21 protein-coding genes are annotated in these 25,058 nt (G+C 40.1%); 4 read left to right on the plus strand and 17 right to left on the minus strand.

Features of this window, described 5'->3' with window-relative positions; translation table 11 throughout:
* Positions 1-16: 16 nt before the first annotated feature.
* The 16 genes from D9K81_RS03445 to D9K81_RS03520 all read right to left on the minus strand — a co-directional run bounded on the left by D9K81_RS03445 (position 17) and on the right by D9K81_RS03520 (position 19,693).
* Positions 17-763 carry an adenosylcobinamide-GDP ribazoletransferase gene (locus D9K81_RS03445; RefSeq protein WP_120373247.1) on the minus strand — a complete coding sequence of 249 codons (747 nt, stop codon included), beginning with the start codon at positions 761-763 and terminating at the stop codon, positions 17-19.
* The gene (locus D9K81_RS03450) at positions 760-1,371 is read right to left on the minus strand and encodes a histidine phosphatase family protein (RefSeq protein ID WP_120373481.1); all 612 of its coding nucleotides are present in this window, start codon (positions 1,369-1,371) and stop codon (positions 760-762) included. Before D9K81_RS03450 ends, D9K81_RS03445 begins: the two co-directional genes overlap by 4 nt.
* A gap of 29 nt (positions 1,372-1,400) precedes the next feature.
* Complete coding sequence (gene cobT / locus D9K81_RS03455) at positions 1,401-2,453, minus strand: nicotinate-nucleotide--dimethylbenzimidazole phosphoribosyltransferase (protein ID WP_120373248.1); 1,053 nt, start codon at positions 2,451-2,453, stop codon at positions 1,401-1,403.
* The gene (gene cobU / locus D9K81_RS03460; RefSeq protein ID WP_120373249.1) at positions 2,450-2,974 is read right to left on the minus strand and encodes a bifunctional adenosylcobinamide kinase/adenosylcobinamide-phosphate guanylyltransferase; all 525 of its coding nucleotides are present in this window, start codon (positions 2,972-2,974) and stop codon (positions 2,450-2,452) included. Before cobU ends, cobT begins: the two co-directional genes overlap by 4 nt.
* Positions 2,971-3,597 carry a 2'-5' RNA ligase family protein gene (locus tag D9K81_RS03465; RefSeq protein ID WP_235831029.1) on the minus strand — a complete coding sequence of 209 codons (627 nt, stop codon included), beginning with the start codon at positions 3,595-3,597 and terminating at the stop codon, positions 2,971-2,973. Before D9K81_RS03465 ends, cobU begins: the two co-directional genes overlap by 4 nt.
* A gap of 188 nt (positions 3,598-3,785) precedes the next feature.
* Complete coding sequence (mtlD, locus tag D9K81_RS03470) at positions 3,786-5,873, minus strand: bifunctional mannitol-1-phosphate dehydrogenase/phosphatase (RefSeq protein ID WP_120373251.1); 2,088 nt, start codon at positions 5,871-5,873, stop codon at positions 3,786-3,788.
* A gap of 476 nt (positions 5,874-6,349) precedes the next feature.
* On the minus strand, positions 6,350-7,636 hold the full coding sequence (locus D9K81_RS03475; RefSeq protein ID WP_120373252.1) for an MFS transporter: 1,287 nt from the start codon (positions 7,634-7,636) through the stop codon (positions 6,350-6,352).
* Between the two features lie 100 nt (positions 7,637-7,736).
* Entirely contained in the window at positions 7,737-9,983 is a 2,247-nt protein-coding gene (locus D9K81_RS03480) for a TonB-dependent receptor (protein WP_120373253.1), read from the minus strand.
* Entirely contained in the window at positions 9,980-11,272 is a 1,293-nt protein-coding gene (locus D9K81_RS03485) for an MFS transporter (RefSeq protein ID WP_320158837.1), read from the minus strand. Before D9K81_RS03485 ends, D9K81_RS03480 begins: the two co-directional genes overlap by 4 nt.
* On the minus strand, positions 11,266-11,640 hold the full coding sequence (locus tag D9K81_RS03490; protein WP_120373255.1) for a hypothetical protein: 375 nt from the start codon (positions 11,638-11,640) through the stop codon (positions 11,266-11,268). The genes D9K81_RS03485 and D9K81_RS03490 overlap by 7 nt, the downstream gene beginning before the upstream one ends.
* On the minus strand, positions 11,637-12,281 hold the full coding sequence (locus tag D9K81_RS03495) for a GNAT family N-acetyltransferase (protein ID WP_120373256.1): 645 nt from the start codon (positions 12,279-12,281) through the stop codon (positions 11,637-11,639). The genes D9K81_RS03490 and D9K81_RS03495 overlap by 4 nt, the downstream gene beginning before the upstream one ends.
* Before the next feature lie 26 nt (positions 12,282-12,307).
* Positions 12,308-14,179, minus strand: coding sequence for an IucA/IucC family protein (locus tag D9K81_RS03500; RefSeq protein ID WP_120373257.1), 1,872 nt, complete (start codon positions 14,177-14,179; stop codon positions 12,308-12,310).
* A complete protein-coding gene (locus D9K81_RS03505) occupies positions 14,176-15,636 on the minus strand; it encodes a lysine N(6)-hydroxylase/L-ornithine N(5)-oxygenase family protein (protein ID WP_120373258.1) in 1,461 nt (486 codons plus the stop codon). Before D9K81_RS03505 ends, D9K81_RS03500 begins: the two co-directional genes overlap by 4 nt.
* Positions 15,629-17,449, minus strand: a complete 1,821-nt coding sequence (locus D9K81_RS03510) for an IucA/IucC family protein (protein WP_120373259.1) — start codon at positions 17,447-17,449, stop codon at positions 15,629-15,631. Before D9K81_RS03510 ends, D9K81_RS03505 begins: the two co-directional genes overlap by 8 nt.
* Before the next feature lie 447 nt (positions 17,450-17,896).
* Positions 17,897-18,364: a Cys-tRNA(Pro) deacylase gene (gene ybaK / locus D9K81_RS03515; RefSeq protein ID WP_120373260.1), complete on the minus strand. Its 468-nt coding sequence runs from the start codon at positions 18,362-18,364 to the stop codon at positions 17,897-17,899.
* Between the two features lie 132 nt (positions 18,365-18,496).
* Positions 18,497-19,693, minus strand: coding sequence for an alkane 1-monooxygenase (locus D9K81_RS03520; protein ID WP_120373261.1), 1,197 nt, complete (start codon positions 19,691-19,693; stop codon positions 18,497-18,499).
* A gap of 190 nt (positions 19,694-19,883) precedes the next feature.
* Here D9K81_RS03520 and D9K81_RS03525 point away from each other — a divergent pair, with 190 nt between their 5' ends.
* Positions 19,884-20,819: a helix-turn-helix transcriptional regulator gene (locus D9K81_RS03525; protein WP_120373262.1), complete on the plus strand. Its 936-nt coding sequence runs from the start codon at positions 19,884-19,886 to the stop codon at positions 20,817-20,819.
* 63 nt (positions 20,820-20,882) lie between these two features.
* Here the strand turns inward: D9K81_RS03525 and lpxB are convergent, their stop codons facing one another.
* Positions 20,883-22,061: a lipid-A-disaccharide synthase gene (gene lpxB / locus D9K81_RS03530; protein ID WP_120373263.1), complete on the minus strand. Its 1,179-nt coding sequence runs from the start codon at positions 22,059-22,061 to the stop codon at positions 20,883-20,885.
* 115 nt (positions 22,062-22,176) lie between these two features.
* Between lpxB and D9K81_RS03535 the strand changes: the two genes are divergently transcribed.
* From D9K81_RS03535 to D9K81_RS03545, 3 genes are all read left to right on the plus strand, one after another.
* Positions 22,177-22,773, plus strand: a complete 597-nt coding sequence (locus D9K81_RS03535) for a hypothetical protein (protein ID WP_147395904.1) — start codon at positions 22,177-22,179, stop codon at positions 22,771-22,773.
* A 122-nt stretch (positions 22,774-22,895) separates the two neighbouring features.
* Positions 22,896-23,804 carry a sulfite exporter TauE/SafE family protein gene (locus tag D9K81_RS03540; protein WP_120373265.1) on the plus strand — a complete coding sequence of 303 codons (909 nt, stop codon included), beginning with the start codon at positions 22,896-22,898 and terminating at the stop codon, positions 23,802-23,804.
* 126 nt (positions 23,805-23,930) lie between these two features.
* Positions 23,931-25,022, plus strand: coding sequence for a 3-deoxy-7-phosphoheptulonate synthase (locus tag D9K81_RS03545; RefSeq protein ID WP_120373482.1), 1,092 nt, complete (start codon positions 23,931-23,933; stop codon positions 25,020-25,022).
* Positions 25,023-25,058: the final 36 nt, after the last annotated feature.

A 25,058-nucleotide genomic window follows, 5' to 3' on the forward strand; every position in this document is an offset into this window, starting at 1 on the left:
GCTTTAAGCTTTATCCTTATGCCAATATAAAATAACTTCCCAGCACAAAAGCCAAAAGGCTCACACATTCACAAATTTCAATACTTGCACCTACCGTATCCCCCGTAATACCGCCAATACGTTGCTTAAATTTACGGCGCAAATACAACAAACCTAAAATAGTCGCTAAGCTTGCAATACATCCTAAAACTGAAGAATATAAAGACGAAATCACCACAAACAGCATTATGGCCAACGCTATTTTTTTAGGAATATACGATGCCATTGAACTGCCTAGTCCTTTCTCACGTACATAATCTGTAGTTAAAAACAAAAACATCGGTGCTAAACGACCTAGAACTGGAAATAACACTAAAGCGCTATATAGTTGCTTTTGGATTAATAAGTACAACGCAGACCATTTTAATAAACAGATGATGATGAGGCTCAGCACACCAATCGGCCCACAAGCAGGATCTTTCATAATTTTAAGTGTGCGCTCAGCATCACCAAAACCACCCACCCATGCATCAGCAGTATCAGCGAGACCATCTAAATGTAGGCCACCTGTTAGCCATATCCACAGCACTAAAATGATACTGGCCGACAATATCGCAGGAACCGCCTGTAGCAACATCGCTATACCACAGAGTATCGCGCCAATAATTAAACCAACAAGTGGATAAAACAGCACAGACTGTCCATTTTGTTGCTTGCTCGGCATAGCTTTGAGCTGTACTGGAAATGTAGTAAGAAATTGAAGCGCTATCCAAAATGGCATCATAAAGCTGATTCCTTGGCATGAACCAGAGTCAAATTTATTGCATTTGTGCCACAAAAATGATTGAGCTGCCCTAAATCTGCCACCATTTTGAGTAAATCATTGAGGGGTAGGTTTTGGGCTTTACATTTAAGGAGCTTAATTACTCCACCATGACTAATCACCAAAGCCTTTTTTAGTCCATTCTCTTGCATATAGGCCATCATTCGCTCAACGGCTTGACTCACCCGTATATCAAACTGTGGCAACGTTTCTGCATTAGGCGGGCTAAATTCAGTAGGTTGTAACCAAAATTTTTCCAGTTGATCGGGCACAGTTTCGTACAAAAACTGCGTGCTTTGCCCTTCCCAGTCACCAAAATGCATTTCTTGCAACTGTGGTAGGCAATGCAAATCTAATTTTAGTTGTGTTGCAATTGACTGCGCAAAGTGCTGACAACGTTGCAGTGGTGAACTAAAAATCACATCCCAGCTTCGCCCCGCATCCATCGCATGTTGTAGCGTTTGCTGCATTTGTTGCCAGCCTGTTTGTGTCAATGCATCATCGGTTGAGCCACGTAAAGTATGGCTCAGTTCAGTTTCGCCGTGACGTATCACATCTAAAATCAACATTTCTGCTGAAGTAACTGCCTGACTCGACATTACACCTTATCGCCTATGACAGCAGCTTCAGCAAAAGTAGCCATATTATTGTGCAAGCTACATGCTAGCTTAATTAGGCCAAGTGCAGCACCAGCACCACTGCCTTCACCTAAACGTAAATTAAGCTTCAACAAAGGTTCGGCGTTCAATTCATCTAACAAACGACGGTGACCATATTCGGCAGATTGATGACCGAATAGCATCCATTCACGTACTTGCGGATTTAATCGAACTGCCAATAAAGCTGAAACTGTACTAATAAAACCGTCAACTACCATTGCTAAGCCCAATTGCGCACAGCGAATATATGCACCTGTCATGGCTGCAATTTCTAAGCCACCAACCGCAGTTAATGCTTTAAAAGCATCCTGTTGCACATACGCCTGATGTAATGCCAAAGCTTGATCAATCACTTGTTTTTTATGTGCTAATTGCTCTGCTCGAATTCCTGTACCTACACCTGTTAACTTTTCTGCAGATTCATTTAATAAAAAGCATGCAACAGCAGATGCAGAACAAGTATTACCAATACCCATCTCACCCGCGACATAAATAGATGCCTGCTCAGCAAAGGCTTTTTCGGCACTAAGATAGCCTAGTTGCATCGCCTGCAAGCACTGCTCTTCAGTCATAGCAGCTTGACGTGCAAAATTTGCAGTTCCTTGCATAATACAGTGACGCTCTACCCCAGCGTAATCATAAACTTCACCTACAGAACCACAATCAATCACCTGTAAGTTTGCATTGTATTCTTTGGCAATCACACTAATACATGCACCGCCCGAAGTGAAATTTTGTAGCATCTGGCGTGTTACAGCCTGTGGATAGGCCGAAATATTTTCTTCCATCACACCATGATCGCCTGCAAAAATACAGATCCATGGTCGGTCTATAGAAGGACGAGGCTGATCTTGTAAAGCGGCTAATAATACCGCTGTGCGTTCTAATTCAGACAAAGAACCTGTAGGTTTGGTTAATTGAAGCTGTCGTACTTCAGCCTGCTGTTTTGCATTTTCACTTGGGGCTTTACATGCATTTAACCACCAACTCATTCTTTATCTCCTTTTAAAATCATGGGAAAACCTGCTACACAAAATACAACTTTATCTGCAATTTGGCCTAACTGCTGGTGCAAACGCCCTGTTTCATCAACAAATTTACGACTTATTTGCCCCATCGGCACTACACCGAGCCCCGTTTCATTACTGACTAAAATAATGTCCGATTGTAATGTAGGCAGCACGTCTAATAACTTTTGACATTCTATGGCTTGGTACGAGGCTTGTTCATCTTGCATGAGTAAATTACTCATCCATAGGGTCAAGCAATCAACCAAAATGACTTGACCCGCCTGATCCAGTGATTGTAAACACGTTGCCAATTGCAAGGGTTCTTCAATTACCCGCCAAGATGCAGGTCGCTGTGCTTGATGATGTGTAATACGTTCAGCCATTTCATCATCCCAAGCTTGTGCAGTCGCGATGTAGGTCACAGCCATATTGGACTGCTGTGCAGTGCCTTCAGCTAAACGACTTTTACCCGAGCGTGCGCCACCCAATATCAATTGAATCATAATGAACCTAAGTGAAAATAGTGTTGAGCCATTAACTCAGCTTGTAATTGCTGGGCGTGATAGGTACCAAAGGTTAAGGCATTCACCTCAAATTCGAAACTTTGCTGTTGCACTTCTGCTACCCATGCGAAGACTTCATTGCTATTTAAATTATGCCCATACAAACCCAAAGTAATATGCGGGCAGTAATCTAAAGGTGCGATTTCATCCGAGCACATATTAAGGGCCTGACGGATTTGTCCTAAGACCTGATCTGGATCTTCAATTTCTACAAATAATGCACTTTCAAAGCTATTGATTTTGCCTGTTTTAAGGCGAAATGGCCGTACGTTCAATTGTTGTAATTGATGCTGGTGTATCTGTAATTGCTTCACACTAAAGTTATCGCTAGCACTGTGCTGTGCGTTCCAAAATCCACATATAAATAGTGTGATATGAAATTGGCGCGTATTGGGTTGTAATAATATATCCGCAAATTGCTGACGTAATTGTGATAAATACGTCAGCAGTGCTGGTGAATGTATTTCAAGATACCATAATGAAAACTCTGTGCGCCCCAAATGCCATTCAGGATAATCTTGTTGTAGCGTGGCAATCACTGGCATATTTGGCTGGAGAAACACAAACAATTCACAATAAAAATTGGTAACTTACTTTAACCATGTTTCAGCATGAAGACCATGCTTAAGGGCGGTCAATTGAATTAACAATATTCACTTTGAGTTGAATATTGCTCATCTTCTAGCCAATTGTTCATAAATTACCAATTTTTTATAACATTTACTTCACCCAAGACTTTGAATCATTCAATCTAAAAATCATCTTGTGCTAATTGATTCTGTAACACGCTATCAATCGCATTAAAACTTTGCTGGATCAGGTTCGGATCTGCATCTAACAAGGCAAATTGTTTTTGTAAAAATAACCGTACATCGGCTTTAGAATATTGTAGTTGTTGAACAGCATACATCGCCCCAAATACAACACCTTGTTCTAAAGCAGTTGTTGGCAATCCATGTGCAAGGTTTGTTTGCAATGAACCCAACACACGTTCACCAGCTTTTAACTTACGCAAAGGATCACGTGCGACGCGCTCACATGGGTCTTTAAATGCATTATGGCAAGATTTTAAAAATGCCTGAGCCAATTCTGTTAAATCATGGTGATAATTTGGCATACTGATATTTAAACCCGCAGTGACTTCTTTAAGTAGCGACTGGCAAAACAAACTTACACGTTCATCTGCCATCGCTAAGCCAATCGTCTCGTGCCCCAATGCACTGCCATACCATGCAGTCATTGCATGCACACCATTCCATAACCGGTTTTTAATTCGCTGAATATCTTGAATATCATCCACCAAAATCATTTGGCGCATTTTACCCAGCAAAGGACTGTTATTTTCCACATACAAAGGCATATTCAGCTCTGCATGAAATAAAACTAAATCCATATTTTGTAATGCGTGGCTCGGCTGTAAATTACGGCGTAAGTGATCAATGTAAATGGTCGCTTGCTGTTCTTGCTCAAGCGTTAATTGAGTCGCATCATCCCACTGCTGTTGTACATCATCTTCAGCATCTGCTTGCTGTTGTTGAAAAATTCCATGCTTAATTTTCAGTTGACGATATAAATTTTGATCGCTCAGCTTAGACACCATACGATTCACCACCGTATCGCAAAAATGATGCTGATGCATAATCTTCTCTGCAATCTCTGCATCAGTGATGTCCAATAACGCTTGATGAACCAGTTGCATGAACAGCGCTTTTGCACCAATTTTATTTAAGATAATTAAAAATGTGAGCGGAAGCTCTTGTTGTTCAAACGCAACATGACGTGCCATCAGTCCCTGTGCAATGGTTTTTGCTTCTTGCACTAAGGCAGACTCAGGTAAACACACCGCCACCATCGTCGATTCCGTATACATCTGTTGCATCTGCTCAAGATTGCTGGCATCAATGACTTGTATATTATCAATGCGCTCGTCATGAGACATTTCACCATAACGAATACTATAAGCGCCAAAGGCATTTACCGCAGATTGATACAATGGATTACGCGTAGTTGCATAAATACGTTTAGGACGTGTGTAGCCATCCCAATGTGAAAAAACTTGCGCCAGATATCCGCCACCTATAGCCCCAAATCCATGGATACCCACGCTTAATAAATTGATGGTTTGCGGAAAAGTCGTTTGTAGTTCAGGCATCGACAAATGATCAACATATTGATCTAAATCATCAAAAAAAGCATACATATCATTATAATAAAAATCTGCATTACGCATCATTTCATCATTTGGGGTTTTAATGTCTTTTAATAAAATAGTAATGCCATCTGCATGACGTGCTGAGCGAATACCATTGGCAGAGTCCTCAAACATTAAACTTGCACTCGCTTCGACATTTAATTGTTCGGCGGCCTTCAAAAATATCTCTGGATGTGGCTTACCTTGTTTAACTTCATCACCACAAACCAACACATCAAAAAACTTATATACGCCTGCATTAATTAAATATTCTTCTGCAATTGCACGGCGACTAGATGTAGCGACCGCCATACGTAAGCCAGATTTACGTAAGCGCTCTAAAACTTGAACCAAACCTAATTTAATAGGTACACCGTTGCTACGAACATGCTCCAATTCTAATTGATCTGCTCTTTGGCGAATCTCGGCATAAGGAATAGATTCACCATATTCTTGATGCGCCAAGGCTTCTGCACTTTTTGCACTTAGTCCTAAACACGCCATCAAATATGCATCTGAAAATGCCTCGCCGTGAAGTTCTTGAGATGCCTGTTTCAATGTTTGAAACCGAAGTCGCTCAGTGTCAAACATTGTTCCATCCATATCAAAAATGGCAGCGACAATATTTTTTCCATGAAATTTAAACATTTAATCCCCTAATTTATAAATTAACGCATACACCTATGCTAGCTGAGCTTGCATAAAGAAAGCCTAAAATATAAATATGGAAACAAATTTGATTATTTTTTGATCTAAAAGTTTAAGGATACGCTATTTTTTGTTGTTTTTTCTTTAGCGCTCTAATGCGCTTATGTAATTCCAGTGGGCTATAAATGTATGGGAGGATCAACATGAGTTCAAACTCATGTTACCGAAGCAATCCAATTTTCTACAATTTTCAAGTTTAATTGTCTAAATGAAATCAATATTCAGCGACATAAAAGGCAAATCATAGATAAAGAAAATTTACCTGAAATAAATCCTCATTTGCCATCAATAAGCCACTCCATCAAGTGTAAGTATTTTGCTACTTGATTACGATTGGCTTAAAGCATCAAGCTTTGCGAATGTGTGTAGCTAAATTTAAGCCATCACTCCTATCTACATAAACTTAATAAGCAAATTTAACGCACTAATTCAGCTGTTTTTTCGGGACTGAATTGCTTAAATGCAAAAAATACCATTAATGCTAACATCGTGAGCATTAAAAAATAATAAGGATAAGACGTATGCCATTGGTATAAGCCTGTGCTCATCATTGGCCCAACCACAAAACTTAAAGCTTGGGTGGCAGTACACCAACTGGCAACCTTAGCCTGCTGATGTTTAGGTGCTGTTTGCGCAGCACCTGTAGTAAAGGCAGGAATTAAACACGCGACCGAAACGCCATATAGCACATAGGCCAGTTGAAACACCCTTAAATGTTCTGTACTCACAGAAATCCAGAGTGCCACACTCATGGCAACCAGCCCAACCCAAAGTAAGGTATATACAGACCATTTCAGTTTTTTAGAAATGAGTACTTGCATCACCACAAGCGAAATTCCCACCAGTAAAGAGCACTGTGAAAAATATGTCGCACCTTGCACAATACTGGTTTTAAAATGATCTTGAATATAAAACCCAGCGGTTAAATTGACCGTAACAATAGCCAAGTACAAACTAAAACCTAGTACCAGCCATGCCATTGAGCGCTTTAAACTAACATTGTGCTCTTCTGCCTCTACTTCATCTGCATCTGTGCTTTTATTCTGTTGAACATGCTCTTGTTTAGCAAAATTACTTGCAGATTCAGTGCTGATTGAATTTTTTGGACTTACATCCATTTTCTCTTGCTGATCAAACATCACAACAATAACCACACTAATGACAGTTAAGATCGCTATTGCCGTCCAAAGTGGCGTCAGCATGCCCCATGCCAACAGTATCGTGGTTAAAAATGGCCCAAATACCACGCCTACGCTATTGAGCGCACCAAATTTTGACATGGTTTTTGAGCGTAGCTTCTCTTCTTCATAACTGGTCATGACATAGGTTTGTAATGCAATCTGTGGCATTGCCATAAATATGCCTGTACTGGCACGAGCTAACATAAGCAAGCTAAACAGCAACATGACTGATATTTGCACATTTAACCCATACATTAATACGCCTGTAAACATCCCCCAAGTTATAGCCATGCCAATAAAACCAATACTGAGCAATTGATAAATTGAAAACTTGTTTTGATTTTTACTGATATAAATTGCAGCACATGCCATCAATAAAGCACCTATAGACACCATAGCTCCCGCTTGAAGCTCTGATAACTCAAGCTTTCGAACCAACGGTGCAAGCAAGGGTAAAATCATAGAAAAACTTGCGCCATTGGCAAGGCTTGCGGCAATAAAAATCTTATTATTTTGCTTCATTATTTTATAACTCATACGGCTGACATGTTTATAAAGCAAAAAAGGTAGCCTGCGCTACCTTTTTTCGATGCACTGCATAAAGCGGAAATACCAAAGAAGTTTAATATTTCAAACTATAGCTCAAACCATAAGTACGCCCTTGCGCAGGTAAGCTCGAAATTGGACCATATACAGTTGCAACAGACTGGCTGTACACCGACTTATAGTCATTATTCCATACGTTATATACGCCCAAGCCCAAGTTACCAGGGCCAGCTTTGGTATTAAAAATCACGTCCATCGTGCTAAATCCTTTAATTTCAGCAGGAGCACGAGCGCCATATTTTTCAGCATCTTTTTTGGCTTTATCTGTACCACCAATAGCCAATGCTTGCACACGTAAACTCATATCGTGATCAAACTGCCATTCCGAGAATACAGTTCCTTTTAAAGGTGCAATACGGATAGCATCCAATTCTTGCCAAGCACCTGATGTATTTTTAAACTGACCTCGTGTATAAGCCAAAGTTCCGCCCACAGTCCAGTCTGGTTGTAGTTGATAACTCATATTGCCTTCTAAGCCATATACACGTTCATCTGTATCAATCACATCAATGGTGAAATTAGGCTGACCAAATTTAATAGATTTATTTGAGTCATTGTAAAAAGCCGAAACTCCCGCATTAAGCCCTGCTGTAGACTGTTTACGCCAACCGAGTTCATAGCTATTAACTTTAATAGGCTCAATACTTTGGTTACTCACTTCAAAACCAGCAGGTACATCGCGAAGCATACGTTGTACATCTGGCAAATTGGCACCTTGCGAGAAGTTAGCAAATAGCTGTTGCTCATCGTTTAAGTGATAGACCGCACCCAAGTTAAATAAGGTTGAATCATGGTCAATTTTACCCCCATTCAGTGTTTTAGCCTGATAGTTAGGCACATCATTGGCTACGACCTGTTCCGAATAGGGTGTAGATGCTGAAACTTTACTTTCTACATATTCTTGACGCACGCCTGCTTGCACACCTATACGGTCTGTTAAATCAACTTGGGCTTGCACAAATGCACCGACTTTACTGGTCTCAACATCTGGCCCAAAACCATATTTGCCCAGTGCTTTAAAGTTTAGACCATTACTTTGCATAAATGTGTCGAGGTTATAACGGCGGAAGGTCGCGCTATCTTGCTCATTTTCATAGTCCACACCATAAGTGAGACCTAGTGTTTTATTTGCGACATCAAAATCTTTTTGTAATGCAACACGTGCCCCAAATACATCCATTTCACTTTCGGACTGACTCACCAAATAGGTTTTGAGTGAAGGATGATCAAAACCATTTACAGACGGATAAAAGCGTGCAACTTCATTGCGGTAATACGCTTCTACATTCAGATGGTGGCCTAAAAAGTCTTGATTTTCATATTGTGTATTAAACCCATAACGCTCTGTTAAGGGTTGCTCATCCAGTTGTAAGCCTTTTACTGCATGTAAAGATGGTGCTTGCCCTTTTAATAACACTGCTAAATCCGGCCCATAATCTGGCCCATATTCGCTGTCTTGTTCATCATGGAAATAATTTGCCCCAAAGCTTAAGCTTTGCCCTTCAGCAAGTTTCCATGACACACGGCCATTTAAATCGATAGTATCGGTATCTTGACGATCGGTTTGTGCCACTTCAGGGCCAATTCGCTTGCCATGACTGTCTTGAAATTCACCGCGCTTCGTATAGCTTGCACCTAAAGTACCTTTTACATCACCTTGATTAAAATTCATCACTTGCGAAATTTCATAAGCCAGCGCATCAGACTTAATATTATTACCAGAGCTTAAACCCAATTTAGTTTCAAAACTTAAAGGCTCATCACCACCGCGACGCGTAATAATATTAATAATCCCTCCAGTAGCACCAGAACCATAAATACTGCTGGCCCCTGAAACCACTTCGATACGTTCAATCATCGCTGGACTAATACTGTTGAGCTGGCGTGATAAATCACGATAGCCTGTTTGTGGTACACCATCGATCATGTATTGCACAACACGGCCACGCATAGTCATACCGTAATTAGATGTAGTGCCTGATCCTGAAGTTAAAGATGGAATTAATAGACCCAAAATGTCTGATGTACTCTTACCAGCATTTGATTGTTTTTCAATTTCCTGACGTGGAATGCTATAGACCGTTCCAGCAATATCTGCGATATTTTTTGCTGAACGTGTCGCGGTCACAACAATAGTATCCATTTTCGTGGTGGACAATTCAGACTCTGTATTTTTCGTAATATTGGTATCGGCAGCATAGAGCTGTGTGCACACTGCAAGACTTAAGCAGGTGAATTGCATTGGAACAAAAAAGCGTTTCATGGGTTTTCCTCACTGTGTGAAACAGTATTTTTTTGATGAGTTTTGTGTTTTTTTATTTGCGAAATAATGATTTGACTGAGTACGACACTCAATACAGAAGCTACGGCTAACACCAAATAGAAATTGCCATAACCTAGCCCCTTGGCTAAAAATCCTGAAAAAGCCCCCCCAATGAAATACACCAATAATTCAAAGCACACTAAAAGCGTAAAATCAGTTCCCGCTTGTGATTTGGAGGCACTTTGCATGAAATAGGCATATAAAGAAGTCATGGCGATATACCGAATGGCTAACATGAGCACTACGCAGAATGCCAATAACAAATGCCACTGTTCGAACCATCCTAAAATGATGGCAAAGCCCATGACTGCATAGAGCGCTGTACGACACCACGCAGCCCAAATAAGCAATTGAGTTGAGGCTATTTTTTTAAGCAGAAATGCAGCACTTACTGCAGCCAACAATCCCACGCCTGCACCAATCACTGACATCAATACGCCAATTTGTGATAGTGACCACTGTTGGTCAATTAACATTGGATTGAGCATCGCCATTGCGGGTGCTTCTACCACGCGGTAGCACAGGATTAGCGCCAAAGCCCATAAAATTTCAGGACGTTTAAATGCGCGTTTTAAACTTGGCTGTGTGAGTACATTTTTTTCAGTAATTTTAGAGCCAGTTGATGGCTCTTTAATCCAAAAAATGGCGAGCATTGTTAAGGCTGTCAGCACAGCCAAAGTAGTGAGTGCAAATTGCCAGCCATAGTATTGATATAACCAAAGTGTGGCTGCTCCTCCAATCATACTGCCCAAAGCTACACCTATACTTTGTGCCATACTCCCAAAGCGATAATCTGCTTCTTGAAAGCTTTCTACGGTATAACCATCGATGGCAATATCTTGTGTGGCAGCAAAGCTAGAGATCCATAGGCCAACAATAACAAATACGCCTAAACCATAGGAAAACTGTGTCATCGCCAAGGCCAGCACTCCAAATACCAAAGCAATTTGGGTCAATAACAGCCAGGTTTTGCGTTTACCTAATTTTTTAATATAAAAGCGATCGATATATGGTGCCCAAAAAAACTTAAATGCCCACGGCAAATACAGCAAAGACAGCATACCGATCCAGCGTAAATCAACACCTTGATGCCTTAAAATTGCAGGTAGTGCAACGTTATAAAAATACAGTGGCAATGAATGTGCTAAATACAACACAATAACTACGCCTAAGCTCAAAGCAGTGAGGCCTTGCCCTGTCATTGAGCTGGGTTGTTTTTCACTTAACATAACCACCTCTGAACAGCCCATCGCAATGCATCTTCATGGGATAAAGTGACGTAATAAGGAACACGCCATGCGGCATGTAAAGACGGCGTGTTTAAGCGCTGTTGATCAGCGTGATCTTGTGCGATACGCACTAAACCCAAGCAATAGTGGAAAAAATCCTGTTTATAACGCTTGTACCATGTGGCTTGTAGCTGTCGATATTGCTCTGGAAACTCAGTCACAGGATCGGTTTGCATGACCAAAACAAAATTTTTCTTCTTTAAAAAAAAGCGTTCAACTTGAGTGAGCCACAGCTCAAATTCATCAACAGAAACATGCGCAGAAAAGCGCATGTCCATGATTTGGATATGGGTGGAGGCATAGCTCATAGCATGGCCTCAGTCTGCGGTGCAGGCTTTTTTTGTACTTTGGCCTGTTCCGAGGCTGTCAAATAAGCACCAAATTTGTGATAGAACTTATCTTTAAAGCAGTAATACAACATCGCGGTTTTTTCAGGCATTGGAATTAAGCGCTGTGCCTCATAACACAGCTCTTCAACCACAACCGCATAAGGTTTGACGGTATGATCTGGTTCACCCACAATTTTTGTAGAAGGTGCATGTTCGAAGATATAAAATCCAAGCATTCGCATCACAGGTCTTAAATATCCCTGACCAAATGCAGACTTTTCACCGAATAATAAATGCCAGCCTAAATCTGTGTCATGCCCATCATAATAACGTCCCAAGCGATCACGCTTGCCCTCATAAATCTCGGTATAGCCAACGTCTTGCCCATTCACACCAACAATCAATATTCGGTGATGATCATCTGCTAAGGCTTTTTCATAATAAACTTGTAGCTCAATTTCGGATTTGTTCAATTGCCATTGAGGAATCACATGTGGTTCATGCATCCACTTATGTACCAAAGCCATATCTTCTGGATATTGCATTTGACGCAAGTAGAATTGCGTCTCATTCTCAATGTATGAATAAAAATCAGGTAATTGACGTGATAAAGTTGTCATTATTGTGTTCCTAAATGTTTTTAATGCTATGAAGTAGCATGCTGTTGTTTTTGAAATTTCGATTCAGATGACGCTATAGGTGTACTTTGGCGTATTGCCCAATCTCGCAATGTATGTGGGCTGACAGGGTTTGCAATCGGATCTAAAAAGACTGGAACTGGACGCTCTGCTTCATCGTTATAACTGGTGGTAAATAAGCGCACACGATTCAGGCAAATTTTGTCGTATTCAGGTCTAAATATTGCGAATTTTTCAATGCGTTCAACCCACTCAGGGTGCGCCTGATGAAACTCTTCAATCACCTCAGAGATGGTTTGCCAGAACTCAAGCTCGCTATGTTCAGCAAAATCTTGCAAAAAGACATTACAGATATAGCGGTAATGAACCATAAACAGCCCAGTAAATATAAAATGACTGAGTTCTAAAGCGCTATGGCGCAATAAAATATTGGCCTCTTCAGGTAAGTCTGCCAACTCTGCAAAATCTTCATCGACCAAATTTACATCATCAATAAAGTCTTTCAGTACCAGCTTTTCAGGCAGACCATGACGATGAATCAGCATGGTATTTTCCCCGTGAGGCGAAAAAGCCAAACCATATTTGTAGAGGCAAATCAGCAAGGGCTGAACACTGACTTCAGCAAAGCGCTTTAACCATTGCAGTGGCGTGAGCCCCGAAACATCGATAAGCACTTTTAAAATAGACTGTCCATTGGCATCACGGTGCAAAAGTGCAGCTTGGGACAGCGCAGACTGCCCCGATCCAATGCATGGATCAACACTTTCACGCCATAAACATCCAAACAACTCTTTAAATTGATACGGCGCTCCCTCAATTTGGTCATAACAAGGTTGCTGAATGGTCAGTGTTGCAACCTCTCCCAAAAACTCGACACCAGAAGCTTTTAAATCAGGATCTTGTTGTTGGATTTGCTTTAACCATGCCGTGAGTGCTGGCGCAGCTAAATTACGTTTCGATGGTAAGCCACGATAAACCGCCGTATTTAAAATACTCACGGGCAATTTCACGTAATGACGTTTCGGTTGACTTACATTGCATAAGGTTCGAATAGATTGCATTGGCACATACTGATCTTGTCCAATGTCTAGCTCAATAATACGCTGTGCCACAATTTCATGCGCATAAGTCGCCACCAACCACTGATGCCACTGCCATGCATGCACAGGAATAAGGAAATAATCTGCGCTCGATAAACCACGTTGCAACAGTATATTTTCAAAATGATTTCTTTCGGAATCACTCAATTCATGCACATATAAATGACTGGCTTGCCAATCTGCAGTTGCACGAAAAGTGGCTAAATCACGATGTACCGCCAACCACAGTACTTTAACTTGCGGAGAAACTTCAGGCGCACTGGTTAAATAATCATCATAACCAAAGCCCATACGGCCCTTGCTCATAATCAACCATGGGTGACCACGCAGCATGCCTTCAATTTTGTAATGTGGCTCTGTCAGAACCGCCGTACTCGGAAGGCGCTGTTCTAACATTACATGCGCTTCTGCCAGCCATGTATTATTCATTTCTTTCATTAAATACGCTTGGGTAAACGGCTTTACATCTGCATAAGTAGCGAAAGCCTGTATAAATGCATGTAAATTCCATGCCGGCTCAATATTTAAATCTGGATCATCTTGTTGATCCGTTAAAATCTCGCGAACTGAACCAGCATCAATTTTCCAGTGCCCAAGCAAATATTGCTCGCCTTTAAACTGGTACACTTGATCATTGAATGCCAGCTGATAAGTTCGTGGCACAATTTTCGTAACGCTCATCATTTCTTCATACAAGAACTCAGCAATTGCCATTTCAATTAATTGCTGTCCCGCACGACGCCACTCTTTTTGGCCAATCTGTAACTTTGCAAAATTCATAATATTTTCTCAAATGCATTATTTTTTTGAGGTTGTTGGCTTTTTGATTCAAAGACTTGAGCTCGAGAGATTGGCTTTTTTATGCAAAAATGCTCCTGCATAGGCACCACTTGTGCTGTAGTAATTAAAAGACTCAACTCTGGATTGTTTTCAGGTTGAAAATGTTGGAAACACTGGGCCTGTTCGCTCACTTCATACAGCGGATAACCTGCCAATTGATTCGCAATTTGGGCAGCACGACACGCACCTAAGCCAAGATCAGGAGTACCTACGCCATGCGTGTGCAACTCTTGGTTTTGCACATAAATTTCCCCCAAAGCATCGTGTGACAATCGATAGTCAAGTTGCACTTTCCAGTGCCCTTGCGCATCCGTATGAATGAAGGGTTTGAGAGGTTTTAAAAATTCAAATTCTAGGCTAGCGTAGCCTGTTGCAGCCACAACACAATCTGCATGCAATACAAATTGTTGCTGTGTCACGGTATGCTCAAAATGCAATTGAATTTTGCCGTCCACATACTGTGCATGCTTTAAATGTGATTGCGCATGTAAATGCGTCATTTGCTCACGTGTACCAATACTGCGGTGATACAGCTTTTGGTAAATTTCACGTATGGTTTGTGCACTAATGCCTTTATATAACAAAGCTTGTTGCTTTAATTGATCGGCTTTTTGAGCCGGACTTAACTGATAAAAATGCGCGGTATAATCTGGGCTAAAGTGCTCTAGACCAAGTGGCGCATATTCCATAGGGAAAAAGCCATTAGAACGTGTAAGCCAGTGCAACTTATAAGGCAATGCTTGACTAGTAGATCTTGGCTGGCGCTCTTGCGCATACTGTTGATCAAACAAGTCCATAAATACTTCTGCAGCAGATTGACCTGAACCAAGTACCACCACGTTTCCACTACGAGGCTGACCAGTCTGGTTTAAATAAGCAGCCGAATGTAAACACTGTTCAGGATATTGCTGTTGTAAAGGCTGTAAACACGCAGGTAAATGTGGCATATTGCCCGAGCCAATCACCAAGTGACGGCATAGTAAATGTTGCAACACTCCCCCTTGCTCTACCACAACTTCAAAGCCTTGCTCTTTGGCATAAATTGCTTTAACCGTAGATTGATACTGAATATGACTCAGTTGATCAGCGACCCATTGGCAATAATGGTTATATTCACGGCGCGGAATTTGCGAACGCTCCAGAAAATAAAACTTATATAACCGTTGCTGTGCTTTTAAATAGTTTAAAAAGCTGTATGGACTGGTGGGATCAACCATTGAAACCAAATCAGCCATAAATGGTACTTGTAATACCGTATCGGGTAACTGCATCCCCGCATGCCAATCGAACTGTGCTTTTTGCTCAAAAAACTGGTATTTCAAGCGAGTTTTATCTTGTAATAAGCTGGCCAGACTTAAATTAAATGGCCCCAATCCAATTCCAATAAAATCAAGCATAGCGCGCATCCTGATGTTTTAATTGCAATGGATTAGGCAGTTGCACATATACAGACTGTTGTTCTACAGGTGCAATCAGCTCATCAAGTTCGTGTAAACGCGTCAGTAGATTGGCTTTATAAGGAAGCGTTTCATGATAGAGCAACCCATATAACAAACTGCTTTCAGGATACTGTGCATATAAAACCAATAAGCGTTGCTGTAACTCAGCTAATAGTTGTTGTTCCTTAATCCAGCCCGTCGCACCAATTGCATTAATTAAGCCAAATAGCGTGTTACCAAAGAAATAATAACTAAAACGCTCATCCACAAATTCTTGGGAGCCTACCGCAGACGCTTTGCTGGCCAATTCAGGAAAAGCTTCTAAAACCTCTCCAGCGAGCTCTTGAATATAATAAAAACCTTGATTGTCGCGTAGCCATAAATATTGAGGTAAGCCATTTTTCAGCTCAAGCAATACATTTTGCTGATGCGACTCAAACGCCATGCCATATTGGTGATAGACATGCATCAAGGGTTGTAATGAAATATCTAAGAATTTTTGGAACCAATACAGCGCAATTTGGCCACGGTCTTGAGTGGGTTGTTGCTGATGTAAATAGGCGAATAAAGTATCAAAACGATTTTGTTCTTGACTTGGATGATCCTGACATAAGGAAGCGATACAGCTCACCTGCTGTGTTTGATCAAACGGCTGATCTCTAAAAATACAGATGGTTTCATTGATGATTTCATCTTGCTGTTTTAGTGCAATCCAAGCGGGATCATTCAATGCTTTTAAAGTTGGACATTGCGCTAAAATTTTTTGTCCTAAAGCACTGTGCCAAAGTTTATGGGTCATTTCACCGCGATAACATTCTTTGGCTAAATTCACCCGTATAGAGTTAGTAATCATTACAGAGAGTGATGGCTTTAACATCCAAGGCGCATCAAAACTTGCCAAGGTTCGTACAGAAGTTGTCGGAGAAAATTCCCATGCTCGCTCGCCCAAATCAATAATTTGATCTTGAGACTTTAATTGCTTAAACCAGGGCTTAGATTGCAAATAACGAGCTTGCCAAGGGTGTAAAGGCAACAATTTATAATGTGGATATTGTTCTAAGCATGCACGATCTGCTTCACTTAAATGCTTCTGTAAATATTGTTTTAATTCACTGGAAATAGGCGTATTTAGAGCATTTCCTTCCGCAATAAAGTCTGGTGAAACCAACCAATAATGCATTTGGGTCTGTGACTTGGCTTCTGGTGAGAAACTGGTCCAATCTTCGTGTACAAACCCTACCCGACTTTTGGGTGCAGGATGCATACTGTGGCCTAAAATTAAGGCTTGTTCTGTTTCTATAAAACTTTGTTCGAGCTGAATAAAATCATCAAATTCATGCTGACGAAGTGTTAGAAATTGAGTGAGTGCATCACGACTTTCAATCCAACGTTCCAATAACGATGCTGGGTCTAAACGCGTGCTTTGGTAAGTGGGCGTTTCATTGCTCTCATTTAAAAGAGGAGTGATCACCAGTTCTTCTAAAAGTAAGGCCACCATGGCCACACAACTCATATTTTGAAATTGCCCTTTTCTGAAGACCTTAGGCAAAGTGGCAATTCGGTGGCGCCCAACCGTACTAGCATAGGACAGTGGCACCAAAAGTTGCGAATGTATGGCATCTAAAGGGAGTATTAATAACGTCAAGCCTTGGCTAAACGTCAATTGAGATGAATTTTGTTGATACTTCTCGAGTAAAGTCGATTTACCCGTTTCTTGTGAGTATGCATTGACAAGATGCTGCATCGCCAAGCGACTAGCAAGCGCTTTCATCTGACCATATCCTCTGTTTTCAAAGCTCAAAATGAGACTTTCATGTGTTTATGTTTCTTTTAATGCACAAATTTTGTGACTGCGCTGGCCAACGCCCCAAAACATATTAATGATAATCATTATTATTAACATTTGCACTTTTGTGAACTTTTGCTAACAAATAGGTTTTTTACTGTAATGATCTGTTTTTAGGTTATTTATTTTTTAATATGAATATTTCTGCTGAAAACTATTAAAAATATTGGTATGGAACTAAGTGATAAAATTAGCATTTACTATTGTTTTTTATTATTCACAATCGATTTATTGGCCTAAATTAAAATGCTTAAAAATAATGAATCCTTAATTTAATGCTTTAAAATCAAAAACTTAAAAACAAATTACGTAAAAAAGCACAACTCTTAGGATTGTGCTTAATATAAAATATGCTTAACTGAATGAAATTGCTTATTGATCCAGAACATCAACAAAATTTGCACCCAATACCTTAGCCAAGTCTTGCGGTTTTAATCCAATGTCTAGTCCCCGCTTTCCACCACTCACATAAATTTTAGCTAAAGTTTCAGCGCTGGCATCAATAATAGTTTTTAGACGCTTCTTTTGACCTACGGGACTAATTCCACCCACTAAATAGCCCGTGAGTCGCTCAGCATCTTTAGGATCTGCCATTTTTAACTTTTTACACCCCAAAGCCGAAGCCACTTTTTTTAAGTTGAGCTGATGATTCACAGGGAGTACTGCTACAAAATAGTTTTTATCGTCTGTGACCATAAGCGTCTTAAACACTTCTTCGACTTGTAAACCCAACTTTTCAGCAGCTTCTAAGCCAAAGCTTTTAGCATCTGGGTCATGTTCATATTCATGAATCGAAAATTCAATCTTTTGTGCTTTTAATAACTTACTTGCTGGAGTCATAGATATTCTGATGATTTAAACAATAATTTATTATATGCCTTTAGACTTAGATCGACAGCTTAATTTTTTAAAAACAAAGTAGCCTCTCATACTCAAATATGGGTAACTACTTTTACATCGTTATTAAAATATTTATGACAAACTTAGCCCAAATTTTTTAAAGATTTGAGCACGGCGCTTCGGATGAATATTGGCCTTAGTTAAATCCCCTTCATAATGGTCATAGACACGTTTATCCATCATCTTAAACCAAACTGACGGGATCAATGCTGGTATGAGCATGGTGGCATAACCACTTGGTAACTCAGGGGCTTCATCAAAATGACGTAAAGCTTGAAATGGTCGCGTTGGATAGGCATGATGATCCGAGTGACGTTGTAACTGATACAAGAATAAATTCGTCACAATATTATTATTATTCCAACTGTGCTCAGGCATTGTGCGTGCATAAGAACCATCTTCTTTTTGTGCCCGCTTCAATCCATAGTGCTCAATATAATTAATTACTTCAAATAAGCTAACACCATAAAATGCTTGGGTAGCCAGATACGGCGCAACTTTTTGACCAAATAAAGACAACATTGTGCCATGGAAGCCAGCACTCATTGCCCAACCGTGAAATAACTCATTTTCCTTACTAAAGAAAGATAAGCCTTTACGTTTTAGACGATTTTTTTCAATTTCTACAGCCGATTTTAAGCCACCAAACACCGTTCTTGGCCAAAATTCATAAAAGGTTTCACCCATTTTAGAAGAAGCGGGATCTTCAGGCGTCGCAGCACGTTTATGGTGCCCATACGGATGCTCAATACGAAAATGGTTATAGGCCAAAGGCATAAGTGTGGCATGTGACCAATAGTGATCTTTTTTGTTTGGGCGGTGGCAAAGTTCGTGTGCTGTATTCACAGCCACACCATTAATTGCACCCATCGAAACACCAAGCAAAACTTGATCTAGCAAAGAAACATTTTGACGGGTAACCACATAACCCGCAAATAGGTTGGCTGCCATTTGTAGTGGAATAAACACTTTTACAATACGATCATAATATGGGTCTTTGACCAACTGCTTAATGTCTTCATCACTCGGGTTGTTATCATCCGAGCCGACCAAAGCATCGATAGTCGGAATAATCACGTGTAATAATAAAGGCCCACCCAAGGCAAATATTTTTTTGGTTGCTTTCGGGCCAAAATGATATCCAGCCAAAATACCCATTCCAATGACAGGTAAACCTGGACTGAGTAACCAACCGAATCTTTTTTTGTCTAGCTGACGTCCTGTACGCAGCGTAGAGTTCTCTGTCGTGAGTTGTAGAGGCGCATTCATCTGCAAAAAATCCTTATTTCTTTTACTTTCTTTATCTTTGTAGAAATAAGGCCTTAACAACAGTCTTGAGCGTCCAAAAAACCTATGCCAAAGTCTTTGGCTTAATTTGATAAATAATGACCTACAGACACTATTTCTGTTATGTTTGGATAATAAAGCAATAAAGAATTAGGGCAGAAAAACAAAATACATGGACGCTTTAAGTAAAATTTTCGATGATATCCATCTAAATCATTCTGAATATATCTATTTGAAAGCCAAGAATAATTGGGCTTTTCAACATCAAGAGCAAGGCGCAATGGTCGCCTATATCATGATGCATGGCAAATGTATTTTACATATTGCCGAAAAACAAATTATGCTCGAATCTGGTGACTTACTTTTGCTTCCATCGGGCTTAGCACATGTCTGTACGGCGTCCACACAAGCAGTATTTCAAGAAGCGCTCGACATCCATCCCTTATTTGATGAAAAGAACCAAAAAACCATACACATTGAATCTGAACAACTTCCCCAACATGAGGAATGTTTAATTTTAGCTCTACGGGGTCGTGTGGACAGCATTATGGCCAAACCTTTGTTTAATGCACTACCCCACTATTTGCATATTCATCACATACTTAGCAGTACAGCTCCAGAATGGCTACAGATTGGCTTACAATTTTTGGCGGTGGAAGCTCACCAAATTCGACCAGGTCGTGACAAAATTCTCGATCACTTGGTGAGTATTTTGTTTATCGAATGTGTCCGTGATCATATCGCACAGTTAAGTGATTCACAGAATTGGTTGAACGCACTTACACATGCTGAACTTTCTAATGCATTGGCAGCCATCCATGGTCAACCTGAATTTGCATGGACAGTAGAAAGTCTTGCTGAGCAATGCTGTATGTCACGTTCGAAGTTTGCCAGTTTATTTAATCAAATTATTGGTGAAACACCTCTGGCCTATTTACAACAGCATAGACTACGTTTGGCATCACAACATTTACGCCACGGTGATTTGTCCATTCAACAAATCGCACATCGGGTAGGCTATTCATCCGAAACAGCATTTAGCCAAAGTTTTAAGCGTGCGTATGAGCTCACACCGAGCCAATACCGACAACATTATCAACACCATTAAAATGCATAAAAATAGCCAAATATCCTTATAAAAATATTTGGCTATGACAATCGCTTTAAAAATTTAGCTGGTTTCTAAAATAGACAAAACTGCAGCGACTGGATCTTCACTATTGCCAGATAAAAGCTGTTTATGCATTGTAATATGTTGCATGGCTTGGATTTGTGCTGTTTCAACATTCATAAGGCGTTCAATTTCAGCTGCCAGCTTTTCTGCTGTGGCATCTTTTTGAATCAGCTCCTGAATCACTTTTTTACCTGCAATAATATTTGGCAAAGAATAATAAGGAATTTTAACCAATAGTTTAGCAATCCAATAAGTTAGCGTATTTAACTGATAGAAAGTCACCATCGGTCTGTGCAGTAACATCGCTTCTAAAGTTGCTGTCCCTGATGCCAACGCGACAATATTCGATGCATTCATCACTTGACGGCCAATTTTAGATTCAGTATCCGTATTTTCCAGTAATTGAATTTTTTCCTTCAGTGCCTTTGGGTATTTTGCTAACAGTGCCTGTATTTGTTGCTTACGCGCATCATTAATGGCAGGAATTAAAAATACATAGTCAGGATGTTTGGCCGTTAAAATTTGTGCCGCATCCAGCACTAAAGGCCCTAAACGCTCAATTTCACCACGACGACTACCTGGTAAAAGTGCAATATGTTTCTGATTTTGTGCTAAGCCTAACTCAGCTTTTGCCTCTGCAATTGGGTTTTTTAAAGGTAACTGGCTTGCAAGCGGATGACCCACAAATGCAGCCGGCACATCCCATTTTTTATAAAATGCTTTTTCAAATGGAAATAAACACAGTACCAAATCAATACTGGCTTTAATACCATGTACACGACCCTGTCGCCACGCCCAAACAGATGGGCTGACATACTGAACCGTTTTAATCGGCAGTTGTTTCTGCTTTAAACTTTTAGAGAGTCTTAAATTAAAATCTGGTGCATCAATACCAATAAACACATCGACAGGATTTTGGCTCCATGTTTCAATCAAACCATCACGTACTGCGAATAATTTTTTAAGGTCTTTTAATACTTCTACAATCCCCATCACAGACAAAATATCCATGGGATAATAACTTTTGAAGCCTTCTGCAATCATTTGTGGGCCACCAATGCCTTCAAACTCCGCATCTATACCCTGCTCACGAAAACGGCGGATCAATTTGGCGCCTAAAGTATCGCCTGATACTTCTCCAACAACGATACCGATTTTAAGTTTCCGATTTTGCAAGATTTAATCCTTTGTCTATCTAATAATCTTTAGACTTGATTCTAACATAAACATTTGTTTATAAATGTTGTTGCGTCTTTTAATACGCTATCTCATTGAGCATTAAGGTAATCTTTTGTCTAAAATAACAACTTGGCTAGATCAGGAAATCATCTATCCTGTACGGCATATTTGGCAATCCACAGTACAATATTTAGCTCTATTTTTAATTATATCCATTCTGATTCAAGGTCTGACTTTTTTAATCATGCCGAAGGTATGGTTGCCTGTAAAAACTAAAATTCTGAGCTTGCAACATCCTGAAAGCAAAATCGTTAAAGGCAAAATAAGCAATATTGTGTTACAGCAGAACGCTAAAAAGTACATCGCCAATTGCGCATGGCAAATGCCAGAAATTGAACAGTTATGTGAATCCTCAACACATCAACAGCAACTTAAAATACAATCGGTGCAATTTATTTACTTAACCACAGCTTGGCAACCATCTAAAGGTGCAAAAGAGCAGGTCTTTATTCAATCGATCATTTTAGAGTCTGAGCATCATACCCAACAATCACATTTGCTTGCGTCACATGTAAATCAACAACTTTGGATTAAAGCACAATACAAATTTGTCCATATCATCCGCCTACTTCTCATCTTAAATATACTGCATATGGCGGTCGCATTTATCGTCAAAATAAAAAGTTTGGATCGCAAAGTTTTAGACTAAAACGGCTTATAGATTAAATTGCATCTTTATCTTTTTTTTGCATAAGCAAATCAATAATCAAGACAACGACTTATATGTAAAAGTCATAAGATATGCACGTTTTTTGATTATGGCAAATAAGCATGTTTGGTCCTTTAGAATTTATTATGGCTGGTGTTTTAGTTGGTTTCTGCGTCGGTATTACTGGCGTAGGCGGTGGCTCACTCATGACTCCCATTTTAATTAGCTTATTTCGAATAGAACCTCACATTGCCATTGGTACAGACCTTCTATATGCCGCGATTTCTAAATTTTGTGGCTCATTGGTCCATGCTAAAAAACTTAATATTGTTTGGCCAATTGTCATTTGGCTTGCTATTGGCAGTATTCCAGCATCATTTGCAACACACTGGGTACTCGACAACTATTTAAGCCAATCGAGCAGCTATAAAGCCGTATTAACGACTGTACTGGGCTTTATGCTGACCTTAACTGGCCTATCCATTATGTTTCGTGGTCATATCGAACGATTCTTTAATAAGTTCCGCCAAGCCAATACGCAAGACGATATGACATCGGATTTAGAACGCGTTAATCTTCAAGCTAAAAATAAACGCGTTTATATTGTCATTATGGGCATTGTACTCGGCATTTTCGTTACGCTTTCATCTGTGGGCGCAGGTGCATTTGGTATTATGGCCTTAGTACTCATGTTCCCTAATTTACCTATGATTCGTATTATCGGATCAGACGTTGTTCATGCCGTTCTACTCACCTTTGTTGCAGGTATGGGTCACATGACTTCTGGTAATGTAGATTTTCATCTTCTAGGCTGGTTACTCTGCGGTTCTATCCCAGCGATTGTGGTGGGTACACTCATTAGCTCACGTTTGCCTGAAAAACTGATTCGTAAAATTTTGGGTATTACACTGTTTGCACTTGGCTTAAACTTTATGATTAATCCTGTAAAAGCTAAACCTGTAGCAAAACCAGAAACAGCAATGATGATTCAAAGTACAACGCATACGGATATAAAAACTGTGAATGTTTAAATTATCCATACGATTCATCACTTTTTTTTAACCAACCTATTGATCTTTTTTATAACAATGAAGCTGTACATTCATGTTATATTCAGTGCATGAAACAACCTCTTGTATGAACAACCAGTGACGGCAATGAATACTTTACAGTCAAATTCTATTACCCAAAGCGATATCGATGACGTGAATGTAAAAAGCATTCAGCCTCTCGTAACACCAGCACAATTAAAATCAGAACTGCCACTCACTGAAACTGCATATCAGACCGTGCTAAAAGGCCGTGAAACTGTTCGCAATATTTTAGATGGTCAAGACAAACGTTTATTTGTTGTCATTGGCCCTTGCTCTATTCACGACATTAAAGCGGCACATGAATATGCAGATCGCCTTAAAGTATTAAGTGAAAAAGTCCAAGATACGCTTTATATCGTGATGCGTGTGTATTTTGAAAAGCCACGTACAACAGTGGGTTGGAAAGGCTTAATCAATGACCCGGATATGAACGACTCATTTAATATTGAGAAAGGTCTACGCTTAGGCCGTCAATTACTACTCGAATTAAATGAAAAAGGTTTGCCTTGTGCTACTGAAGCGCTCGATCCAAACTCACCACAGTATTATCAAGATCTTATTTCTTGGTCTGCAATTGGCGCACGTACTACAGAAAGCCAAACACACCGTGAAATGTCTTCTGGCCTTTCATCACCTGTAGGCTTTAAAAATGGTACAGATGGTGGCCTCACTGTTGCAACCAATGCCATGCAATCGGTAAAACATGGTCATAGCTTCTTGGGTTTAAATGAAGACGGTCAAGTGTCTGTCATTAATACCAAAGGTAACCCTTATGCACATGTAGTATTACGTGGTGGTAATGGCAAACCTAACTATGACGCAGGTTCAGTTGCAGAAGCAGAAACTGCTTTAGCCAAAGCTAAAGTCAGTGGCAAAATCATGATTGATGCCAGCCATGCCAACTCAAATAAAGACCCGTACTTACAACCATTGGTACTGAAAAATATTACTGAGCAAATTCAAGACGGTAATAAATCAATTGTAGGTATTATGGTTGAAAGCCACTTAAAAGGTGGTCGCCAAGATATTCCAGCAAATCTATGCGATCTTGAATACGGTAAATCAGTTACAGATGGCTGTATTGATTGGGATACAACAGAAAAAGTCTTATTGGAAATGGATGCAGCGCTTAAAGAGTTGCTCCCAACCCGCTAAGTCATCTAAAACGCCATCGTCAAGATGGCGTTTTTA

The sequence above is a fragment of the Acinetobacter chengduensis genome (assembly GCF_003664645.1).
GTDB lineage: Bacteria > Pseudomonadota > Gammaproteobacteria > Pseudomonadales > Moraxellaceae > Acinetobacter > Acinetobacter chengduensis.